Consider the following 17990-nt stretch of genomic DNA (forward strand, 5'->3'; position numbering starts at 1 on the left):
ACCTTTTCGGTTGTATCCTTTGAAAATTGATTGATTTTAATACGAGTTAAGCATACGATATAACGGGTCGTTTTCCCTCTGTTTTCGCTTTTTTTCACGCCATTCTTTTTCTTCTAACGCTAGCAATTTCATATCTTCTGGAGCGTCATCACGTAATTCTGTACCAGAAGCTCGCTTTCTCCACTCTTCTAGTGGTGAAAATTTCGCGTACATTTCCATTTCTTCTTCTGTCGGTATAATCATTACCAATAACCTCCTTCCAGCAATTCTGTTATAATATCTGCCAATGCGTGCGACTTTAAAATAGATAAAGTATACGCTTCAGATAATATTTCATTAGTCGCGCCTAACAAATGCTCATTGTCACTCAAATGACTTTTTGCGTAACCACTGATATCTCTAGCAATATTATAATGGTTCTCATCAATCATATCAAGTAGTTTCGCATTAAATTTACGCTTTGCTTCAGCATAACTTATGCCATTTTTCTCTGCGTATTGATTTACGTATTGATTTTGTTGGTAATGCCCAAATTCGTGAATAATAGGACTCATAGAATCGTCATCTACTGCAAAGAACTTCCAAGGTTCGCCCTTTCTTTTCCAAAATTCATTCGCCGTTTTGAGTCGCTTCACTATTGCTTTATGACTTGGAGTAGTTGCATCAAGAAAAATCGTGTTTGTACTTGGTGAATACGAACCAAACGCGTTCGGCCTTCCTAGGTCTTTCTTAGCGTCCATCAGAACAATTCTAGGCTTCTCAGCACCGATTGGTAAATTTAGCAATTCTAGTGCTTTATCTACCTGTTTTTCGTAATAGTTGATGCTCTTCTTAGTCCCTTTCAGACTATCGGATACATACATGTCATGGTTTGAAGTTAGTACCTTACGCCCACTAAAACTAAGCTGTTCATCCTTAATAACTCGTTTGCTACCTAATTGATGCGACTTCATGTTCTTTGCTTTCATGTAGTCATCATCATCAGACATCAAAAAGCGACGTTCATCAATGTCTTTCTTCCATTGTTCATACGTTCTAAAAGCAATCTTTTCTCCAGTTTCGTTATCTCTTCGATAATCTGGATTGATTCCATCTACAATCGTAATAGTAGTGCAACGGCAATTGATATCCATACCAGCTACACCGAAACATCTTGGGCCAATCGCTTTGTATCCATCAGACACAAAGAATTCATCAATCTTCACTCTTTGACCATCTAAGTGACCATGGGATTTACGAGTTTTTCTGTCCAATGCAGCAAGCCATTGCTTTTGTAAGTCACAGCCTACTTTTTTCATCTCTTCATACGAATTCTGACGTGCTTGCGTTCGCATTCGACCACCTTCAGTGCGTGCGATTCGCAATGCTTGCCTGTAATTCGCTTCCGAGTTACTTGATATTACACTAGCTATTTCAGCGTATCCATGCCCTTGTAAAATTCCAGAGGTAATTGCCCCTTGAGAGCGATTCGCTAATCTATTTCGCGCTTTATACAAGCGTTCAGACAATGTTTTGCTGGCAACTGGTCGTCTTACTGCTGACCTAATAACATCATCTGAAAGAAACGCTATAGGCAAATCTGCTTGTTGCGATTCTTCCACAGTATAGTATCCACCGTAATAGCCTGTTTCAAATTGTTCTTGTTTGAAATTCTCGATTACGGTTTTAGTTTGAGGATATACCTCCTGAAGCTTTTCAACGATCTCGTCTGTCAATTGTTTTAACCTACCAGTTTGTTGTTGTTTCCAATAAGGTAAATCCTCATACTCATCGAGATATGCTTTCAATTTACTCTTAACGTCTTTCAACGTGTCCGAGTAGATGTGATACAATTCCCTATTCATTTTCAGGTCTTGAATCTTCTCCAGTTTCTGTAGTTCTTGTTCCCACTGATTCATCGTTTTCACCTACTTCTGAATCTGCTTCAATTGCCTTGCGAACTTCTTCAACATCTAAGTCCCATTGCTTACAAATCAAATCAATAACCGTATCTTCTCCTAAGTATGGAGCGCTTGACACGATAGCGTTGATAAGCGTTTGTTTCGTTTCCGCTTCTAATTTATCAATGTTCGCAATATCCGATTCGTTAACAATCATTTCTGGTTCAATCAGAATTTGAATTCCTTCTGTTGAGTAATTCGTTTTATTTAATCGGTTGATATCGTCAACGATTGCATGCAGTGCCCATTTCAATAAAGAACGTAAACGAATCTCTACCTTGCGACACTTCATTTCAAGGAGAGTATATCGTGATTTAATCACCACGTTTGTTACGTTTCCGTCTCCAGTTTGAGAATTGTCAAATCCCATACCGAACTTATAAATGGCTTCTTTGTCAATTTCCAATTTCGCTTTCCGTGCTTCAAAAGGAATATCGAACGTCTTCAAATCAACGTTTCCTTTGTTATCTGGATTACCTACGTTTACAATTCCGCGAGCTTTGATGTTTTGTCGCAACTCTGAAAGATTCGTTCCACGGAAGCCAGATACTACGTAAATCGGCTTGTCATAGTCCATTAAGTTATTGGACAAGAAACAAGCCATCAAATCATAATCATCAATCAGTGCTTTAATCGGCGCTAAGTCCGACTTCTCTCCGTGGTTATTAGATAATTTATAAAACGGAATACGTCCATAAGTACGTGTTAAATACGTTCCGTTATCTGCTTTTGCAACTACGTGTGGTTTCGGATTTTTCGGACGGTCTTTATCAAAAATTAATTTGCCGTTACGGTCCGTCTTAAAGTACGTCACATTCTCATCCGTCCAACGTTCTGCAAACATTACATCTAACAGCTTGTTTTCGACTTGCATTTGTTTCTTGTAGTAACGAATAACTGCGACTTCATCGTATGTTTCGTCATACACCATGAATGTCTTCAAGAATCTTGACACCTGGAAACATAGCTTGTCATCCGCATTCGTTCTCATATACGCATAAGTCGCACCGCTGATAGATACATCTTCTAATAACTCTGAAACGAATAATTGGAAGTCTTCATCGATATATTCATCGATCAATCGTTGCAATTCGTCATTTTCTTTCACTTCAAATCGAACTGGATTACTCATCAAGTAATTCACTTTCTGGTCCACCAATTCAGTGAAGAAGCTATGCGGAATCTGAACATTCGTTGCATATTTATCTTCTTTCAGAACACCGTTATCGTCCAAATAGAAGATACGATTGTTTTTAATATCATGATCACTTTCGTAATATCGACTAGCTGTTTGAGCAGTCGAGTAGGATTCTTTTCCTATTTGCTCTTTAATAGCCGTATCAATTGCCTTAGCAGCAATCTCATAATCTTTACTCATAATTTCTTCGATTTTTATTTCAATCACCCCACAAATCCATCTCTTTTAGTAACGTTCGAATACAATGCATAACGCAACGCATCCATAACGTCATCAAATACCTTAATAGGTAGTCCTGTTTTCTCATCCCACGCATACTGATACACTTCTTCATCGAAGCGAGGTATAGCGTTCCTTAAAACAAATAATTTATTCGTCTTAAAGCCTTTTGCAACGACTTCAATTCCAGATAAGATAGATTTATCAGCATTAAATGCGTTCAATCCATCATTCCACAATCTGTTTACATGTTCTGGACGTGCAGAATCGCAATAAAACGGAATGTTATCACCGTACTTATCAGCGTACTCTCTTGCTTTCAACGCCCAAAAATCAATATCTTTATGCTTTGCAGCACAACCATCTACTAAATACAAGGTCCCGTCATCCGTTTCTCCAATTACTACCATTGCACTGAAGTGTTCATAACCCCAGTCGACCCCCACGAAATAGTTGTTGATTTTCTCATAAGGAACATCGTCCACATAATGAACTTCACGGTTGAAGTCTTTATACACAGCACCTTGACCGATAACCCACAGTCCCTCAATATCTCTATCCCAAAACACTCCTGAAGGAGTAGCTTTCTTGATGCTCTCACGATATCTCTTCGATAAGAAAGTATTATCATCTAACTTAAAATGCTCGTTGATGATGTTTTCACTCTCATTATCAATATAATCACGCTTTAACCAATGATTAGGGTTATCAGGGTTTGTATCTGCTACAATCCGAGCGCCTTCACCAGAACAACGCGAAACGATTTCTTTAAATACTTGCTCTTTTGCAAGAGACGCTTCGTTGACGTATGCACCAAACGCTGTCATCCCTCGAATGTTTCCAAGCCCTGAAATTGTTCCTGTGTAAGCTTGGATAATCTTTACTCCAAACAATCTAAAGCTGTTGTGCTTATCAACTTTGAATTCCATTCCATAGCGATTATACAGTTCCTGTAATACGTTGTTTTGAATGGTACGGCTAGATACTCCAGCCAGTATATATTGAGGTTCAGCAATCCCTAATTCGTTCGCAATCTTACGAACACGAACTAATTCTTGAAGGAACACGTCATTGTTCAATACTGTCTTCCCTGAACGTTTAGCACCATGCAGTACACAGATAAACCAGTCAGAAGCGCGAAGACGTTTTGCAACTTGAATTTGTTTAGGAGTATACACATCACGCAAACTCATCCAATTCATCTCCTAACTTATTCAAATACTCCGCAACTTTCGATTCGTTAGTTTCGTCCATCTTCGTCACTTTCGACTTAAGAACCTCGATTTCTTGTTGAAGTTTTTCATTTACTAATTCGTCACCAACAACAGCCATCTTATTCATTCCCTCAAGTGCGTCCACAAAAGCTTTTGAATTAGCTTGACGAACGCCTTGTAATTTAATATCTTCCTTTGCTTGATTCTTAAGCCATTCATACTCATTAAATGCTTGTTCTCTAGACCAAAGAGCCATATTTGAGAATTGTTTTAGTAGTTCCCTGTATCTTAGGGCAACTTTAGGGTCTTTTATTAATCTTGAAGCTTGCACATCAATAGCTTGTTCTGACATCCGATCAGTTTTATAAGCGCTCTTGTACGCTTGCCTTTGAGATTGTCCAGCGATGATTTGCTGAACAAATAACTCTTGCTTTGTTGTTAACTTACTCACTCACTGAACCACCTCCTAATGAATGTATAAAAAAAGAGCCGTTTAGAACGACTCACACGTTTTTAAATAAAAAACCTATTAAGCTCATCACTTAATAGGTAAAAATAAAGGAGTTTACACCACGAGAAAAAAGAATATCTCTTTCCACAACTTCCACATGATAACTATATCAAAGAATCTTTAGTATTGTTTGGTACAGAATCATCTTTTTTAGTACACCTTTCGATTTTCTTAACTGCCTCATCGTGAAGGATGAAGAGTGTAGTTTTAGATATTTGCAATTCTTCAGCAATTTCGTCCCAATTTTTAGAAGAAATGTATTTCATCCAAATGATTGTTCGTTCTTTAGAATCGTCCAACTGTTCAATTGCTTTAATCAGTTGATATTTCAAATCAATCAAGTTATCAACCCTTTTGTCGATGTAATCACTCAAACTAATCAATTTGACATAAGCATCGTCTTTGAGGCCTACTTTAGACTCTTGCACATTCACTTCTTTTAGAGAAGGAGATTTCAAGAAAGAATTATTTAAACGATCTAACTCTTCCATTTTTGTTTTTACTTCCAAATCGATTAAGCGAATTTGCTTCAATTGATGTTTAATTCCCATTCTTCACATCCTCTCTAATCTTATTTACTAGCGTTGGTCCAAAGTCTTCAGTATCTGATAAATAATCAAAATATTGACTAAAAAAGAACCGTTCGCAGTCCATTTTCATATTCCACGCTGTTCGATGATGCCTATTCTTAAAGTGTTTTTCTTTCAAATTCCAATTGGAATCTACAACTTTTCTAGAAAGTAGATATCTTAAAGTCGCTTTGTAATCATCAACGGCTCTTTCAATGATTGCTGCGCATAATAAGTAATAACCTCTATCTTCCATTATTCACCTCACAATAGAGCTTCTAATCTATCGACTTGAAATCCCGTCCAAGCTTTGTTCGGGTCACTAAATTCGTCATCAATCACCACGACAGGAAGCGAGCTGTATCCATAGTGTTTAAGTAATTCAAACGCTCCTGGATTCGCTTCAATGTCTACTGTCTCGAATGGAATATTGTTTTTATTAAGCCATATTTTAGTAAATTCACATTGCATGCATCTAGGCTTAGAATAAACTGTTAACATCGAAATCCTCCTTATCAACCGATATTCCTATCACGTTTCTAATACTTAAAAACACTTTTCCTTTTTTTCCATCCTCCGCGCTCACATAATTAAAAGTGAGAATGTTCTTATAACGTAAATCACGTTCTAAACCAGTCACGTTTTCAAAACTTAACATTTTTCCATTTTCTAAATATAAAGTTAGTTCCATTGGTATTCCTCCTTCGACTTCTCTAAATCAAAAATCTGTTGTAAAACATTATCTCTACTTTCTTCATCCAATCCACCGATGACATCATTCGTAATTGGCGTGCTGTAGTCGATGTCACAATTACCATATGCATCAAATCTTAATACTGCAATTTCTATACCAAAATAAATGTAGTTGAATTTGATTACACTTGCACCATACCCATTAGGAAACTTGTAAATGGTTTGTGGATAAACTATATCTATTTGTTCTTCAATATAGTCTTTGAATTGTTCACTATATGTTAAATCCATTTAATCATCCTCCAAATCCACATAAGGATTGATAGGTTCATCTAAATCACATATAACAGCGCTTGGAAAGTCAGAAATTTCATCAAGTAGCCCTTGCATTCGTTGTTTAAATTCTTCAGAAGTATCATTCCATAAATGAACAAACATTTCTTCATAACCATTCGATTCCATATCTTCATATATCCCGTCCAATATAGTTTCAGCAGATAATTTGATTGTTCTTTCTTTAGAAGTTCGCCAACCGCTTCTCTCGTTTTCATTTAACGAGTTCCATTCACGTTTTAAATCGCATACATATATTTGAGAATGAGTTTGTTCGTTAAAAACTAAATCATCGTCTTTTATTTCGTTAATTGTTTTCATTTAAGCATCACCTTCCACAAACAATTCTTTGATTTCGTCACCGAATAATTCGATAGCACGTTGAGTGTCTTGTTTGTTCTTGAAATAACCGAAAGTCGAAAATGAATTCACGCCACTAATCCATAATGCTTTAACACCATCTTCTGTGTAATCAATTTCCCATTTTTCATCACGATTACTCCAATCAGGCTTCCATCCATCATTACATTCATCTCTGAACGCTCTGAATCGTGTTAGTAGATTTCTGCGTTTTGATTCTAGTTCTGCTGCTTGTTTGGTTCTGAAGATATGTCCTTGACCGAATGAACCATCAATCCATGCATGATTACCCCAATTTCCACTATTAACGTTTCCGTATTCGTCAACATGATAAATTTCGTCTCCTTCTTCAAACATGCGCTCTGCGTACTCTAATGTTTCAATCCTCTTATCTAGTTCTTCTCTTTCTTTTTTAAGTTTTTCTAATTTATCCATCGTTATCCTCCTTTACATCTAGGATCCGTTTGCTGCATTCCCATACTTCTCTATACGTTTTCCAAAGACCTATACTTTGATATAGAATCACTCCATTTTGTTCAATCGTACATTGTTCGCCATAATATCCATCGACTTCGATTGGTCCGTGTTTCTTTTCATAAGCTTTGATAATTTCATCAATATTTAGTTTCGTTTGAATCACAATTATCGCCTTCTAATTCTTTTTCTAAAGAGTCATAGTCTTTTATGTCGAAATATATATCCGGTTTACCATCTTCGCTTTGTTCAATGACAATCGATTCTCCTGTTTTTGATACAAATTCGATTCCACGTACTGACATTTTTATAATCACATTACAACCTCTAAACAATGAATAATTCTCCATATTTACAACCTCCATTTGATTCATCTCCTTCTTAAGTCGCACTCATTAGTCCACATTGTTCGAGTGGTTGTCCTAATTTTCGAGGCTTTTTCATGAGCTTATTACTATCTTTTAGAGCGATAGCCTCTACTTTCTTTAGAGCTGTTTCGAATCCAATCAAGAAATCAAATCGTTCATCGTAGCTCATTTCTTCAAGTTGTCCATAATTGATATCTTCTTGGAATTGTTTCAAGGCTCTGTCATACATCGACATGTCCTTATATTTACAATGCGCCACAATCAAGTAATGTACATCGTCTTTTAACTTTTCAAATTCATCTTTAGCCAATTGCCTTCACCGCCTCGAATGACATACATTTTTATATCGTTCATAAGCATCTCTCCTTTGTTATTTTTTCTAAAAATTTAATCTGGGTTACACGGTTACACGTTTTTTTCAAAAATATAAAATAAAAATATAAGAATGTTGATTTAATAGGCTTTTATACTTACAATATACTTTTTCTAAAAAAAACATGTAAACATGTAACCTTTTATATAAAAAGTATCTATAAACATTGATATATCAACATTCCCAAGGGTTACACGTAGTAAAAAAAACGTGTAACCTACGTGTGTCTACGTGTGGTAAAAGGTTACACGTAGACTCCGAAAACCCCCAAAGGTTACACGTCTGGTGTAACCTTTTTTTAAGGTAAAATTCTTTTATAACCTCTTGTTGTTTTTCCATTAACTTTGTACGATTGTTTCTTCCAATCGATTAAATTATCCATAATAAAACTAATCTTTCTAGATAGTTTTTGGTCGTTCGATTCTTTATGAAACAAATTGAACATAATCTCTCGAGTAGCCACCCGATTCATCGTTTGTCCGCCTGAAGTCCAGTCAGGACTATTCGCAAAATATTTAGTCGTATAAATGTACTGATCAGTTGTTGTTCTACTTTCCCAATCCTTAGGAACGGGCATTTCTAAATATTGCAATACTTGTACTTCTATTTCATCTCGAAACATGAATTGCTCACGATATTCAACTAATTCTGCTTCTGTTTCTTCATCAAACATCAAATCCACACCGCTTTTATAAAGGGTGACAGCTTCACCCCAAATTTGTTTTACGACTTCATCCGTCATCTTCATAGGATGTTTTTTCTGTTTGTCATTGCTAGCTAGTACAGGTAAGAACCTGCGTTCTCCTGTTTTATCCTTGAGGTATTCAACGTGATTGCTTGTTCGTGCTAGAACGAAATTCTTTGCAAATTCCTGCGTTCTGCGCATGTAGGGCTTTCTGAATCGTAAGCTCGTTTTTGAAATGAACGATTTTGTTTCTGCAAAACTCATGCGATCACTAGCGACCATTTCGTCGTCGTTTACAATTAAATGTTTTAGCATGATGTCATAGTTGTCTTTGTTAGCAAAATCAGTCACTGCGTCCGTGTACCAATGACCCCCAAGCTTTTGCAAGAACGACGTCTTACCAACACCCTGACCACCTACCAAGTCCAGAACGTAGTCAAATTTGACATAAGGTTCATAAACTTTAGCAACAGCACCTACTAGCCACATTTCAGCGATTTTAGACACTAGAGGGTCTTGGTTAGCTCCTAGATAGAATTGGAGCATTCGTCCGATACGTTTCTGTTTGTCCCAATTTTTCTCGGCTTCTTCCATATACTCTTTTACTGGATTGTAAGACCGTTCAGACAGGAAGGTCTCCATGCCATCTGTCATAGCTTGGCTCGTGAATGCTGCACCAGTGACATTCTCAAAATAAACTTTGACTACGGATTCGAAATTCGAGGGCAGCTCTCCTTTTTTAAGAAGCGTGTTCCCTAGTTGGATGTCTCTTGTTAATTCGTGCTCTTGAGAGAACTCGTTATGCTTTAGATAGAGATTTAACTGATCATCAGCTCGAAATGCATTTAACACGTTTACTGGACTGTTCGTTTTTAAATTCCCGTTACTATTTTTAATCGGTTCATAATCCTTATAAAAACTCACTACTTTGCCAATCACAATCACCTCCTGTCTTTGTTAATCATACTTACTACTGTTCTTTCTAATTCTTGCATCGATAGCGGATTCGGAGTGTTGGCATTGGCTATTTTAGCCAACGTCAACACATCCATCTCGTCCACTCCTCGCCATAATAATCCGCCTACAAATTTAGCAAGCTTATCATTACGATTCCCTTCATCCCCTAATCCATTAGCGATGATTTCGAACAATTCCGTTGTTTTAGTCTTTCCAGATGTTCGACCTTTACTAACCCACGACCTTAATCCGTCGCTGTAATCAAATTCACGTCCATTGGTGATTTTGTATTGTTTAATGATCTCTTCAATTAAGGCCCTGGAAGGAGTAATCATCGTCCCTTTTTCAGGGGATTTCTCCATATCCCATTCATATTGCCCTTTATCCGTAGCGGATGGTGCAACCAGCACATAATTGTTTTCATGCGCTTTGATATCTACTCCTGGAAGGAATCCAATCATTTGACTGATGTGGATATCATCACGCTTGAAATAGAATAGGTGCTTACCTCCTGATGCTGTCTTTGCTTGAAGTGTGGGTTCGATTAGGTTTAAATGTTCCCAATTCTTCAACGAATCAAATCCGCTGGTTTGTCCGTGCTTGTCAATATCAATTACGAAGAAGTTTGTAGTCCTTAGTGCGATGTTCGCATTTGGATATTGATTCCAAACTTCGTTAATTCCATCAGCATCAAGAGGTGGTTTATCCGCAAATTCAATTAATGGTCTTTTAGTTGTAGGACTAATCGGGATGACCGAGAACCCTTTTTGCTGATACAACAGCGCATATTCTTTCATTGAATGCATGAGAACACCTTATTTTTAGAAAGGCAAATCGTCTTCTTCTACAGCAAATGTATTCATCGCATTTTCAACGTTTTCTTCAATATCATAGTTACGATATACCTTATCTTCTCTTCCTTTTGTTTCTTGAATTTTTAATGTGAAATAAGAACCCACTGCTTTACGTTCTAATGCATCAGCTAATGCTCTGCCGTCTTCGAAGTCGTTCTTCATAACTTTATCTCCAGCAAGTTCAATCGCTTTAGTAAAGAATTTAATTGTTCGTTCTACTGCCCAAGAAAGGTCTTTGCCGTTCCATTCAGATAATGTTCCAAAAGATACATATTCAGTACGTCCGTTAAATTCACCACCACGGATTTCAAATGTAAATCCTAGGCTTTCCCATCCACTTGGTGCAATATTGAATTGCACTCGTTTTAGAACCACTGTATAATCACCAGCTGGTAACGCTGCAGGTCCATTCACGCTATCTTTACGAGGGTCAAATCCATCTTCTTTAATTTTTTGTGCAATACTTAATAAACTCATTTTTCATTCTCCTTTGGTTTTAAAATAATTCGTCTTCATTATTAAAAACTTCAATTGTTTCTTGTTTTGTTGGTTTTGTAACTGTTTTTGTCGCTACTTGTTTTTTACGAGGTGGTTCAACTGCACCTCTAATTGTTGATAAGATTTTCAAAATCACTTTGTCATCAACCTGGTCTGCGTAATAAGTCTTACGTTTTCTATCCACTTCACGGTTGTAGTTATTCCCGATTTTTTCTGTATGGATCATCAAATCCGAATTCCCGTTGATAAGGTTCACATACTTATCTTTAAGACTTGGCTTGTCTTTAGTTGCATTTCCGTTATCGTCATATTCTGAGATTTGACGGCTAATGTAGATAACATTCATTGGTAATGCTTTGAGGTCAATCACCAATTCTGTAATAGCTTGATTGAAAAAGTCGTAACCTTTCCCGTATGGAATTTCAGATAATGATTTCAATCGAGGTTTCCCTGGTGGAGTTAGCTCATCACACACAGCGATTTTAATCATCTCGATAACGTCATCAATAACATCGATTACGACTGTCTCGTATGAATGTTCTTGCGTTTGTAGAGCTAATAGGATTTCTCCTAGCTGCTTAATCACTGAATTAGTAATGCGCCCTGATTTGTCTTTATCATTTAATAGTTGAATACTTGGTACACTGTTTGCTTCTGCATTCCCATCCGTATTTAATACAATTGGATTAGGAAACTCGTTTGCTAGGTAAGATTTACCACTCATGGTTTCACCATAGATGAAATAGTTACGTGGAGTATCCTTTGGTGTTTGTGGTTTATTTTCTGGCAGTTGGAACATCAGAATCCTCCTTCTCAAATAAGTAATTTACAGAAGATAATCTATACAACAATTCTTCTGTTTCTTTTTCGATTTTTTCTTGAATAACTTTTTCTTTGACATATTCGAAATTTAAAAATTCATTTCTAGGATTCTCATCTTGTTTTTGATTAAAGACACCGAAATTAATACCAAAATCAGCAAGTGGGATGTCTTTCCCGTCAATTTTGATAGTAATATGTTTAAAAATAGGATGACGATACATTTGTTCTACAAAACCATTCCATTCTTTTTTAAATTCTTCTATCGCTTTTTTTTCAATTCTTTTTTCTAAAAATGTTTTATCCATTTTTTCACCTTTCTTCGTAATAAAATTCAATCACGTTTACATCGTGTTGTTGTCTACTTCCTGTTATTCGCCAAAGTAGTTGGCGGTAATCGTCGTACTCTCCAGAATCTTTATCCACTGGATCTAAAATCACAATCGTTTGGTATTTATGTTGTAGTCCATCTACTCCAACTCCCAAAACTTGACTGGTTGCCACGACTACTTGATTATCAAGTTTTTCTTGTCTATCTCCCGTCCATATTCCAATTTCTGGATGACGTTCCTTAATCACATTTACAATTTGCTTAGACTTACTGACAATCAGCATGTCATGTGGCGCTCTTTTAATTAATCCATCGAGCTTTAGCATTAGTGGAGTATCAGCATTCACTGGTTTGATTTTTGGAAAATCAACTTCTACTCCTGCTTGATTAAGGTATCTTTCAAACGTGTTTCGCCCAAAAGATTGTTTTGCCATTGCTGTTTCCCCTTTTACGGTCACAAGATTTAATTTTCTAAAGTTATTCAATTTATCTGGATTGCCAGGTTCAACCGTTACTGGATAGAACTTAATTTCATAACCATTGTTCTCAACAGCGTTTTCGATTTCTTCGATTTCTTCCCATCTAAAGAAGTTTGGAAGATTATTGACGTAGCGTTCATAGTCTCTAAAATCCTCCCATTTTTCTTTTGAATAAGTAAACGGATCATAAACCATTTTTCCATGTGCTTTTTGCCAATCAAATTTATTATTTGGATTTGCAAAACCAAAAATCGTCTTTTCTAAAGGGTAAAAATTCTGCCCTTTTTTTCGGATAGGTGTCGCTGAAAGTCCTATCGTATATTTGCGTTTTATTTTACGATATAAGGCTACTTGCTTATCACTCGACATATTTTGCCATTCATCAATAATCAGCACGTCACAGTCGAATTTTGTTCCTTTTTTTATCAGATTTTGCAAGGTTCTATCTGTAACAATGCTACATGCTACATCATCATCAAAATTCATGATTTTAATAGCATCTTTCCAGCCGTCCAAAATAGACAATCGGTTGTTAGTAATGATAATTTTCTTAGCGTTTTTATGTTTGGCAATAGCTAACGCACAAATGGTTTTGCCTCTGCCTTAACCTCCCAAAGCTTCAAGAAAAATTCCATTTGTCAATCTTGAACTTCGGGAAACCGCCTCCTTTTGCCATTTTCTCAAAATTAAATTTGTCACACTTTACACCTCTAAAAGCTCTGGATTTTCGTAGATATTTCCGACGATTTCAAATTTCATGTAAGCTAAATAAAGAATATTCCACTCTGGCTTTCTTGTTTGCGGTTCATCAATAAATCTGTAAATAAAACTTGCATAAGAACCATGCCATTTGATAACTGCTTTTCTGCCTTTGTAATCGACGATATCCCCCTCAAAAATTTCTTGTCCGTTCTTATCAACCAGACATGTCGATAACATGATGCATTTATAATCATCAAAGTGTAACCAATCTTTTGCTTCTTCGTTCCAAATAATAGGACAAGTCCAGTTTTCGTCCTCTTCATCACAATTTCCTACCAAGACTTTATAATTCATTTCTTTGCGCATTTTATCCCAAGCTCTATACTTCGGTATCATCTTAAATTTTCCTCTTTCACAAGACTTTAATGTTATCGCTATACTCATGCACCGCCTTTCCAATATCATCGATTACTTCTTTTACATCGTTTCTCATCGCCCAAAACAGTCCAAGCCTTGCAGCCGCTCGTACATCCTGGTGATGGCTCTTTTCAAACTTCCACAATCCAAGTTGCTTCAGTAATTCATTCGGGATATCTGATTGATAACCTGCGTTTCGTTGTAAAACAGATTCTGGAAAAAGAACTTGAAACAAAGCAACATTTTCGAGAACTGAATTATCCTTTGATTTATCGTTGTCTCTAGCTTCAAATTTTTCAATCACGACTACATCCACATCCAAGAAGCGACCGACCTCTTCGAACCAATTGCGGATATCTTGGACTTTTGCAGAAGGAACAACCCAATGGTTTACTAGTTTTGCATTATCAAGTAACACGATGCCGTTCGTGCTACTTGCAACCTTTGCGCTCCCAGGGTCGATTGCTAGTATTTTCATGATTCGACTTCTCCTTCATAACCTGCCATGTCGAATAAGTTATTCTTGTTGTTTTCAACAAACTTCCAGAACGTTTTTAACTCTCTGTAATTACTGATCGTGAATGATACATCACTTTCAGACGTACACTCATCCATATATTTAGGTTTTGCAAAAATGTTTAATTGATATCTTTTGCCAAATAGTTCACCGTCTTCATCTAATGTCGGATCGATTGTTTCTTCAAAACCGACTTGGATGTTGAATGGCAGACATGTAAAAATTTCAATTTTGTGTTTAGAAATTTCAATCGAAATATTATCTGTTACTAAAATCTTGTTTTTCATTATCGAATTCTCAATCCTTCCGTTTGTTTTAATTCAACCCCTGGAACTTCAACTCCATTTTTCAGAACGTCCTTTAACGCTGTTTTGTCAATTTTTGGTAACTGTGGAATTAAGAACTCTTCAGGGATGATTCGTTCATCCAAAATGTTCACACTTACTGGGTTCTTTTGAATTGAGAAGTTAAACATTCCTGATTTAAATTTAGTTTTTCCAGTTAGTTTCATGTTGTCTTCTAAATACGTTTTTAACCATTTCACTTTATTCTCTGTAGCTTGACGTTTCGTTTTTAAGCGGTCCTCTTCTTCTTTATAAGCTGTTACATCAGATTCAAGATTTCGAACAAGCTTAGCAATGTTTTCTGCTTTGTTCTCAATGGCATCTTCGATACTATCTAATGTGTCTTTCATTACTTCAGGATCTAATTCCATATTTTGTACTTCTTGAAAAGCAATACTTAATTCATATAAATTCATTTATAAAACATTCCTTTCTGTATTCCTTGCGGTTCGATGTGGAATGATTTCACGTTTGGGATATTTTGTACTATCGCCACTGCTACATCCTCCACTGTTTTTCCATAATCCATATATTTTTCGAAAATTAGCGGATTTACAAAGTCCGCATCAATGTCTAAAATTACTTTTGATTCTGTTTTTTTAATGATTTCGATACGCTTTTTAATATCTCTTCAACCTCCTTGTAGGTTTTAACCCTTGTTTTTCTTATTTGAGGTTCGTATAGATATACCTCATATGAATCATTCTTCATTCTGATTTGTCCGATGACTTTATTGGCGTATAAAACGTTTTGCAATTTCGAATCCAGTAAGTCATCGTTTAAGTACACATCTTCCATTTGTTCACCTTCAATCTTGTGAAAATATGTGTTATAATTTATTCGAAAATATTTTTTCTTAGTCAGCGTTGCCGCGCTGGCTTTTTTTGTTCCACGTTTCTTGAAAATCAGGCTCTACATATTGCCCACTTCTAATCAAATCAACTTTTGTTTGGTGATTTTCTACCGCCTTTCCTACTAAGAGCACGATGCTCATCATTGCGATAATGAGTCCAAACGATAGGATGTACCATTGGAGCATCCATCTCATGAATGGAATGAATCGCACTCTTGTTTTTCTTTTTCGTCTCATCGTCTTCTCCTTTCGTCCCATACTTTCTGTATAGCTTCAATATGTTCCGCTTTATATTTATATGGGCGTGTATCCGTTCGTCTTGCAGCAACCACTACTGGATGATTTCTTACATCACTCTTAAGCCATGCACTTGGACTTGTTCCAAGCTCTTTGCACAACTCTTCAGTTGTTAACCATCTAGAATTATTACTTCGTTCAACAAATGGTTTTATGATTTCAACGAACTTATCTGGGTTTCTTTTTACGACTTCAAAGAATATCACTTCAAAATAATCAAGCGTTGATTGTTCCATGGTTTTCTCCTTCCTTTACTTCGTTACTTCTTTCATGAGTTTGTTAGCTTCTTTAATTAACAAACGCATGGTGTTACTATCCGTTTCTTTTTCAGCAGCTCTCGTTAACATATCCACCCATTCCCGTCTGGTTTCGTTCTTCCACTCAACTAACTCAGTTAGTAAAATGTCTTTTTCGAAGTAGGTTGAGTAATCCAGAGAGCCATCTTCTAATCGAATACATCTTCCAGTCTTTAAGTCTCTACAAACATTAGTACGAACAGTACTGTTGGTTGTTTTGACTGCTTCCGCAACTTCATCATAGGTAGCAGAAGGATGCTTCTTGAAATATTCCCTGATTTGTTCTGCAAGTGTCATGGTTTTTACTCCTTTTACTTTTCTTGATTTTCATTTAGTCTCTCTTTAAACTTTTGCTTTAAAGTCCACATAATCATCCAACATAGGCCTGATGAAATGATCGTAATTAATAAAGCGATTTTACTCCAGAACATAATAGCTACAACCAAAGAAACAAATGCTACGAGTCCTAAACATCCGAACCCTTTAACTAATTCTGGATTTTCTTTTATTATTTGTTTAGAAGCTGTTTTTCTTTCCACATTTCCACCCCGTTTTTTCTTCTATTTTCACTAAACTAGCTGTAATATTGATTTTTGTACTTTCAATTTTTTCTAAAGTTTCTTGTAATTGCGCTGTTTGTTTTGCAGCATCAATAAGAAGTTTTTTTAACTCTTGTAAATTTTCTAATTCAAATTTGATACCTAGTTTTGAAATCATTTTTATCCTCCTATTTCATGTTTTTTCATATTGTTGTAACCTTCTTTCAAGCCTATAATTGAGGTTGGGAAAGGAGGTGTTTTCGTATGGGTGTTACTAAAGAACAATTGGAATCCATAATCATGGATAAAAGCGACAAAATTCGTCGTGCTCTTTTAGAAGAATTCAAGCAAAAATGTATTTCGAATGATTCAAAAGCTGATGGAGATCATCTGTTCCTCGAATTTTGCTTTACATTTCCTGTTGAGTTTTCAAAAAATCTGATTTACAGTGTCTTATCTGAAGTATTAGATATTGAGTAGTGGTCTGTTTTCTTGTTAAGAATTGTCTATCGTTTTTATTAGATTACTGATTTCAACGTTTCCAGATTCTATTTTTGAGCTATCAATAACGATTCCATCGTTTGTAAATCTGAATGAAATATCAATTGTGACATCTAGCTTTTGGTTAGGTGTCTTTTTTTCTTTATCCATTCCACTTCCTCCTTTCATTTTTTTATATTGTTACCATCCATTTTCAGATTTATAATGTGTCTGAAGGGAGGTGATAACAATGACCGAAATTTATGCTTGCCTCTGTGGAAATTGGGTGAACTTATCTGCTGATGCTGATTGTGTAATGGGGCCAAACATGGCTAGCCCTTACGTTTGGTGGGAAGAAAATGCCGAACTCTACTCACCAATTACTAAACCTAAGGCAGATACTATGTACTGCCAAGATTACATTTACATCAACTATCGCGGTGCGGATTATCGTATCCACCCTATTTTTATACAAGTCGTCTCTAGATAAATCTTTTTAATTTGTCTGAGATAACTACTAAATCTGAGTCGTCCAGTTTTAATTGGTCGGCTTTTTGTTTTAGTCTTTCGTCAATAGCTTGATTTAATTCGTGCCATTCTCTTTTTGTAAATTTGCTTCTGAATTCTAGAAATTCTTTTATTGCCGTTTTTTTATCCATTCTGATTCCTC

The 17990-nt window shown here is 36.1% G+C and carries 34 protein-coding genes; 2 read left to right on the top strand and 32 right to left on the bottom strand.

What is annotated here, in order from left to right:
- Positions 1–36 precede the first annotated feature (36 nt).
- From ACO5V7_RS04940 to ACO5V7_RS05085, 30 genes are all read right to left on the bottom strand, one after another.
- A complete protein-coding gene (locus ACO5V7_RS04940) occupies positions 37–243 on the bottom strand; it encodes a hypothetical protein (protein ID WP_485485279.1) in 207 nt (68 codons plus the stop codon).
- Entirely contained in the window at positions 243–1844 is a 1602-nt protein-coding gene (locus ACO5V7_RS04945; RefSeq protein WP_485485280.1) for a phage minor head protein, read from the bottom strand. Before ACO5V7_RS04945 ends, ACO5V7_RS04940 begins: the two co-directional genes overlap by 1 nt.
- Positions 1837–3318, bottom strand: a complete 1482-nt coding sequence (locus ACO5V7_RS04950; RefSeq protein WP_485485281.1) for a phage portal protein — start codon at positions 3316–3318, stop codon at positions 1837–1839. Before ACO5V7_RS04950 ends, ACO5V7_RS04945 begins: the two co-directional genes overlap by 8 nt.
- A gap of 23 nt (positions 3319–3341) precedes the next feature.
- Positions 3342–4550 (bottom strand): PBSX family phage terminase large subunit, encoded by a 1209-nt coding sequence (locus tag ACO5V7_RS04955; protein ID WP_485485282.1) that lies wholly within the window; start codon positions 4548–4550, stop codon positions 3342–3344.
- Positions 4537–5022: a terminase small subunit gene (locus tag ACO5V7_RS04960; RefSeq protein WP_485485283.1), complete on the bottom strand. Its 486-nt coding sequence runs from the start codon at positions 5020–5022 to the stop codon at positions 4537–4539. The genes ACO5V7_RS04955 and ACO5V7_RS04960 overlap by 14 nt, the downstream gene beginning before the upstream one ends.
- Positions 5023–5186: 164 nt before the next feature.
- Complete coding sequence (locus ACO5V7_RS04965) at positions 5187–5633, bottom strand: DUF1492 domain-containing protein (protein WP_485485284.1); 447 nt, start codon at positions 5631–5633, stop codon at positions 5187–5189.
- The gene (locus tag ACO5V7_RS04970) at positions 5623–5907 is read right to left on the bottom strand and encodes a hypothetical protein (protein ID WP_485485285.1); all 285 of its coding nucleotides are present in this window, start codon (positions 5905–5907) and stop codon (positions 5623–5625) included. Before ACO5V7_RS04970 ends, ACO5V7_RS04965 begins: the two co-directional genes overlap by 11 nt.
- Positions 5908–5915: 8 nt before the next feature.
- Entirely contained in the window at positions 5916–6152 is a 237-nt protein-coding gene (locus ACO5V7_RS04975; protein WP_485485286.1) for a glutaredoxin family protein, read from the bottom strand.
- Positions 6133–6342 carry a hypothetical protein gene (locus ACO5V7_RS04980; protein WP_485485287.1) on the bottom strand — a complete coding sequence of 70 codons (210 nt, stop codon included), beginning with the start codon at positions 6340–6342 and terminating at the stop codon, positions 6133–6135. The genes ACO5V7_RS04975 and ACO5V7_RS04980 overlap by 20 nt, the downstream gene beginning before the upstream one ends.
- Positions 6333–6635 carry a hypothetical protein gene (locus ACO5V7_RS04985; RefSeq protein WP_485485288.1) on the bottom strand — a complete coding sequence of 101 codons (303 nt, stop codon included), beginning with the start codon at positions 6633–6635 and terminating at the stop codon, positions 6333–6335. The genes ACO5V7_RS04980 and ACO5V7_RS04985 overlap by 10 nt, the downstream gene beginning before the upstream one ends.
- Positions 6636–6998 (bottom strand): hypothetical protein, encoded by a 363-nt coding sequence (locus ACO5V7_RS04990; RefSeq protein ID WP_485485289.1) that lies wholly within the window; start codon positions 6996–6998, stop codon positions 6636–6638.
- Complete coding sequence (locus tag ACO5V7_RS04995) at positions 6999–7472, bottom strand: hypothetical protein (RefSeq protein WP_485485290.1); 474 nt, start codon at positions 7470–7472, stop codon at positions 6999–7001. It lies immediately after the preceding gene.
- Entirely contained in the window at positions 7465–7677 is a 213-nt protein-coding gene (locus tag ACO5V7_RS05000; RefSeq protein WP_485485291.1) for a hypothetical protein, read from the bottom strand. The genes ACO5V7_RS04995 and ACO5V7_RS05000 overlap by 8 nt, the downstream gene beginning before the upstream one ends.
- On the bottom strand, positions 7652–7861 hold the full coding sequence (locus ACO5V7_RS05005; protein WP_485485292.1) for a hypothetical protein: 210 nt from the start codon (positions 7859–7861) through the stop codon (positions 7652–7654). Before ACO5V7_RS05005 ends, ACO5V7_RS05000 begins: the two co-directional genes overlap by 26 nt.
- 31 nt (positions 7862–7892) lie before the next feature.
- Positions 7893–8189: a hypothetical protein gene (locus tag ACO5V7_RS05010; protein WP_485485293.1), complete on the bottom strand. Its 297-nt coding sequence runs from the start codon at positions 8187–8189 to the stop codon at positions 7893–7895.
- A gap of 361 nt (positions 8190–8550) precedes the next feature.
- Positions 8551–9876, bottom strand: a complete 1326-nt coding sequence (locus ACO5V7_RS05015) for a VapE domain-containing protein (protein ID WP_485485294.1) — start codon at positions 9874–9876, stop codon at positions 8551–8553.
- Between the two features lie 2 nt (positions 9877–9878).
- Entirely contained in the window at positions 9879–10700 is an 822-nt protein-coding gene (locus ACO5V7_RS05020) for a bifunctional DNA primase/polymerase (protein ID WP_485485295.1), read from the bottom strand.
- A gap of 15 nt (positions 10701–10715) precedes the next feature.
- Complete coding sequence (locus ACO5V7_RS05025) at positions 10716–11225, bottom strand: hypothetical protein (RefSeq protein WP_485485296.1); 510 nt, start codon at positions 11223–11225, stop codon at positions 10716–10718.
- Positions 11226–11244: 19 nt separating this feature from the next.
- Complete coding sequence (locus tag ACO5V7_RS05030) at positions 11245–12048, bottom strand: AAA family ATPase (RefSeq protein ID WP_485485341.1); 804 nt, start codon at positions 12046–12048, stop codon at positions 11245–11247.
- Positions 12023–12373: a hypothetical protein gene (locus tag ACO5V7_RS05035; protein WP_485485297.1), complete on the bottom strand. Its 351-nt coding sequence runs from the start codon at positions 12371–12373 to the stop codon at positions 12023–12025. Before ACO5V7_RS05035 ends, ACO5V7_RS05030 begins: the two co-directional genes overlap by 26 nt.
- A 4-nt stretch (positions 12374–12377) precedes the next feature.
- Entirely contained in the window at positions 12378–13400 is a 1023-nt protein-coding gene (locus ACO5V7_RS05040) for a DEAD/DEAH box helicase family protein (protein ID WP_485485298.1), read from the bottom strand.
- Between the two features lie 177 nt (positions 13401–13577).
- Positions 13578–13973, bottom strand: coding sequence for a YopX family protein (locus ACO5V7_RS05045; protein WP_485485299.1), 396 nt, complete (start codon positions 13971–13973; stop codon positions 13578–13580).
- A 16-nt stretch (positions 13974–13989) separates the two neighbouring features.
- Positions 13990–14472, bottom strand: a complete 483-nt coding sequence (locus ACO5V7_RS05050) for a hypothetical protein (RefSeq protein ID WP_485485300.1) — start codon at positions 14470–14472, stop codon at positions 13990–13992.
- Complete coding sequence (locus ACO5V7_RS05055; protein ID WP_485485301.1) at positions 14469–14798, bottom strand: hypothetical protein; 330 nt, start codon at positions 14796–14798, stop codon at positions 14469–14471. Before ACO5V7_RS05055 ends, ACO5V7_RS05050 begins: the two co-directional genes overlap by 4 nt.
- A complete protein-coding gene (locus tag ACO5V7_RS05060) occupies positions 14798–15271 on the bottom strand; it encodes a siphovirus Gp157 family protein (RefSeq protein ID WP_485485302.1) in 474 nt (157 codons plus the stop codon). The genes ACO5V7_RS05055 and ACO5V7_RS05060 overlap by 1 nt, the downstream gene beginning before the upstream one ends.
- A gap of 440 nt (positions 15272–15711) precedes the next feature.
- Positions 15712–15945, bottom strand: a complete 234-nt coding sequence (locus tag ACO5V7_RS05065) for a hypothetical protein (RefSeq protein WP_485485303.1) — start codon at positions 15943–15945, stop codon at positions 15712–15714.
- Entirely contained in the window at positions 15942–16241 is a 300-nt protein-coding gene (locus ACO5V7_RS05070; RefSeq protein WP_485485304.1) for a hypothetical protein, read from the bottom strand. Before ACO5V7_RS05070 ends, ACO5V7_RS05065 begins: the two co-directional genes overlap by 4 nt.
- Before the next feature lie 15 nt (positions 16242–16256).
- Complete coding sequence (locus ACO5V7_RS05075; RefSeq protein WP_485485305.1) at positions 16257–16598, bottom strand: hypothetical protein; 342 nt, start codon at positions 16596–16598, stop codon at positions 16257–16259.
- Between the two features lie 14 nt (positions 16599–16612).
- Entirely contained in the window at positions 16613–16840 is a 228-nt protein-coding gene (locus ACO5V7_RS05080) for a hypothetical protein (protein ID WP_485485306.1), read from the bottom strand.
- On the bottom strand, positions 16818–17018 hold the full coding sequence (locus tag ACO5V7_RS05085; RefSeq protein WP_485485307.1) for a hypothetical protein: 201 nt from the start codon (positions 17016–17018) through the stop codon (positions 16818–16820). The genes ACO5V7_RS05080 and ACO5V7_RS05085 overlap by 23 nt, the downstream gene beginning before the upstream one ends.
- Positions 17019–17104: 86 nt before the next feature.
- Between ACO5V7_RS05085 and ACO5V7_RS05090 the strand changes: the two genes are divergently transcribed.
- Positions 17105–17320 carry a hypothetical protein gene (locus ACO5V7_RS05090; RefSeq protein ID WP_485485308.1) on the top strand — a complete coding sequence of 72 codons (216 nt, stop codon included), beginning with the start codon at positions 17105–17107 and terminating at the stop codon, positions 17318–17320.
- A gap of 15 nt (positions 17321–17335) precedes the next feature.
- Here ACO5V7_RS05090 and ACO5V7_RS05095 read toward each other — a convergent pair whose 3' ends face one another.
- Complete coding sequence (locus ACO5V7_RS05095; protein WP_485485309.1) at positions 17336–17491, bottom strand: hypothetical protein; 156 nt, start codon at positions 17489–17491, stop codon at positions 17336–17338.
- A 79-nt stretch (positions 17492–17570) separates the two neighbouring features.
- Here ACO5V7_RS05095 and ACO5V7_RS05100 point away from each other — a divergent pair, with 79 nt between their 5' ends.
- Complete coding sequence (locus ACO5V7_RS05100) at positions 17571–17810, top strand: hypothetical protein (RefSeq protein ID WP_485485310.1); 240 nt, start codon at positions 17571–17573, stop codon at positions 17808–17810.
- Here ACO5V7_RS05100 and ACO5V7_RS05105 read toward each other — a convergent pair.
- Entirely contained in the window at positions 17803–17979 is a 177-nt protein-coding gene (locus tag ACO5V7_RS05105) for a hypothetical protein (protein WP_485485311.1), read from the bottom strand. The two genes, ACO5V7_RS05100 and ACO5V7_RS05105, sit on opposite strands and share 8 nt — an antisense overlap.
- Between the last annotated feature and the right edge of the window lie 11 nt (positions 17980–17990).

Source organism: Granulicatella sp. (assembly GCF_057274575.1).

Excerpts from the sequence above, each read along its gene's own strand:
- ACO5V7_RS04940 (WP_485485279.1), bottom strand. The coding sequence starts at position 243 with ATGATTATACCGACAGAAGAAGAAATGGAAATGTACGCGAAATTTTCA.
- ACO5V7_RS04945 (WP_485485280.1), bottom strand. The coding sequence starts at position 1,844 with ATGAATAGGGAATTGTATCACATCTACTCGGACACGTTGAAAGACGTT.
- ACO5V7_RS04950 (WP_485485281.1), bottom strand. The coding sequence starts at position 3,318 with ATGAGTAAAGATTATGAGATTGCTGCTAAGGCAATTGATACGGCTATT.
- ACO5V7_RS04955 (WP_485485282.1), bottom strand. The coding sequence starts at position 4,550 with ATGAGTTTGCGTGATGTGTATACTCCTAAACAAATTCAAGTTGCAAAA.
- ACO5V7_RS04965 (WP_485485284.1), bottom strand. The coding sequence starts at position 5,633 with ATGGGAATTAAACATCAATTGAAGCAAATTCGCTTAATCGATTTGGAA.
- ACO5V7_RS04970 (WP_485485285.1), bottom strand. The coding sequence starts at position 5,907 with ATGGAAGATAGAGGTTATTACTTATTATGCGCAGCAATCATTGAAAGA.
- ACO5V7_RS04975 (WP_485485286.1), bottom strand. The coding sequence starts at position 6,152 with ATGTTAACAGTTTATTCTAAGCCTAGATGCATGCAATGTGAATTTACT.
- ACO5V7_RS04980 (WP_485485287.1), bottom strand. The coding sequence starts at position 6,342 with ATGGAACTAACTTTATATTTAGAAAATGGAAAAATGTTAAGTTTTGAA.
- ACO5V7_RS04985 (WP_485485288.1), bottom strand. The coding sequence starts at position 6,635 with ATGGATTTAACATATAGTGAACAATTCAAAGACTATATTGAAGAACAA.
- ACO5V7_RS04990 (WP_485485289.1), bottom strand. The coding sequence starts at position 6,998 with ATGAAAACAATTAACGAAATAAAAGACGATGATTTAGTTTTTAACGAA.
- ACO5V7_RS04995 (WP_485485290.1), bottom strand. The coding sequence starts at position 7,472 with ATGGATAAATTAGAAAAACTTAAAAAAGAAAGAGAAGAACTAGATAAG.
- ACO5V7_RS05005 (WP_485485292.1), bottom strand. The coding sequence starts at position 7,861 with ATGGAGAATTATTCATTGTTTAGAGGTTGTAATGTGATTATAAAAATG.
- ACO5V7_RS05020 (WP_485485295.1), bottom strand. The coding sequence starts at position 10,700 with ATGCATTCAATGAAAGAATATGCGCTGTTGTATCAGCAAAAAGGGTTC.
- ACO5V7_RS05025 (WP_485485296.1), bottom strand. The coding sequence starts at position 11,225 with ATGAGTTTATTAAGTATTGCACAAAAAATTAAAGAAGATGGATTTGAC.
- ACO5V7_RS05035 (WP_485485297.1), bottom strand. The coding sequence starts at position 12,373 with ATGGATAAAACATTTTTAGAAAAAAGAATTGAAAAAAAAGCGATAGAA.
- ACO5V7_RS05045 (WP_485485299.1), bottom strand. The coding sequence starts at position 13,973 with ATGATACCGAAGTATAGAGCTTGGGATAAAATGCGCAAAGAAATGAAT.
- ACO5V7_RS05050 (WP_485485300.1), bottom strand. The coding sequence starts at position 14,472 with ATGAAAATACTAGCAATCGACCCTGGGAGCGCAAAGGTTGCAAGTAGC.
- ACO5V7_RS05055 (WP_485485301.1), bottom strand. The coding sequence starts at position 14,798 with ATGAAAAACAAGATTTTAGTAACAGATAATATTTCGATTGAAATTTCT.
- ACO5V7_RS05060 (WP_485485302.1), bottom strand. The coding sequence starts at position 15,271 with ATGAATTTATATGAATTAAGTATTGCTTTTCAAGAAGTACAAAATATG.
- ACO5V7_RS05065 (WP_485485303.1), bottom strand. The coding sequence starts at position 15,945 with ATGAGACGAAAAAGAAAAACAAGAGTGCGATTCATTCCATTCATGAGA.
- ACO5V7_RS05070 (WP_485485304.1), bottom strand. The coding sequence starts at position 16,241 with ATGGAACAATCAACGCTTGATTATTTTGAAGTGATATTCTTTGAAGTC.
- ACO5V7_RS05075 (WP_485485305.1), bottom strand. The coding sequence starts at position 16,598 with ATGACACTTGCAGAACAAATCAGGGAATATTTCAAGAAGCATCCTTCT.
- ACO5V7_RS05085 (WP_485485307.1), bottom strand. The coding sequence starts at position 17,018 with ATGATTTCAAAACTAGGTATCAAATTTGAATTAGAAAATTTACAAGAG.
- ACO5V7_RS05090 (WP_485485308.1), top strand. The coding sequence starts at position 17,105 with ATGGGTGTTACTAAAGAACAATTGGAATCCATAATCATGGATAAAAGC.
- ACO5V7_RS05095 (WP_485485309.1), bottom strand. The coding sequence starts at position 17,491 with ATGGATAAAGAAAAAAAGACACCTAACCAAAAGCTAGATGTCACAATT.
- ACO5V7_RS05100 (WP_485485310.1), top strand. The coding sequence starts at position 17,571 with ATGACCGAAATTTATGCTTGCCTCTGTGGAAATTGGGTGAACTTATCT.
- ACO5V7_RS05105 (WP_485485311.1), bottom strand. The coding sequence starts at position 17,979 with ATGGATAAAAAAACGGCAATAAAAGAATTTCTAGAATTCAGAAGCAAA.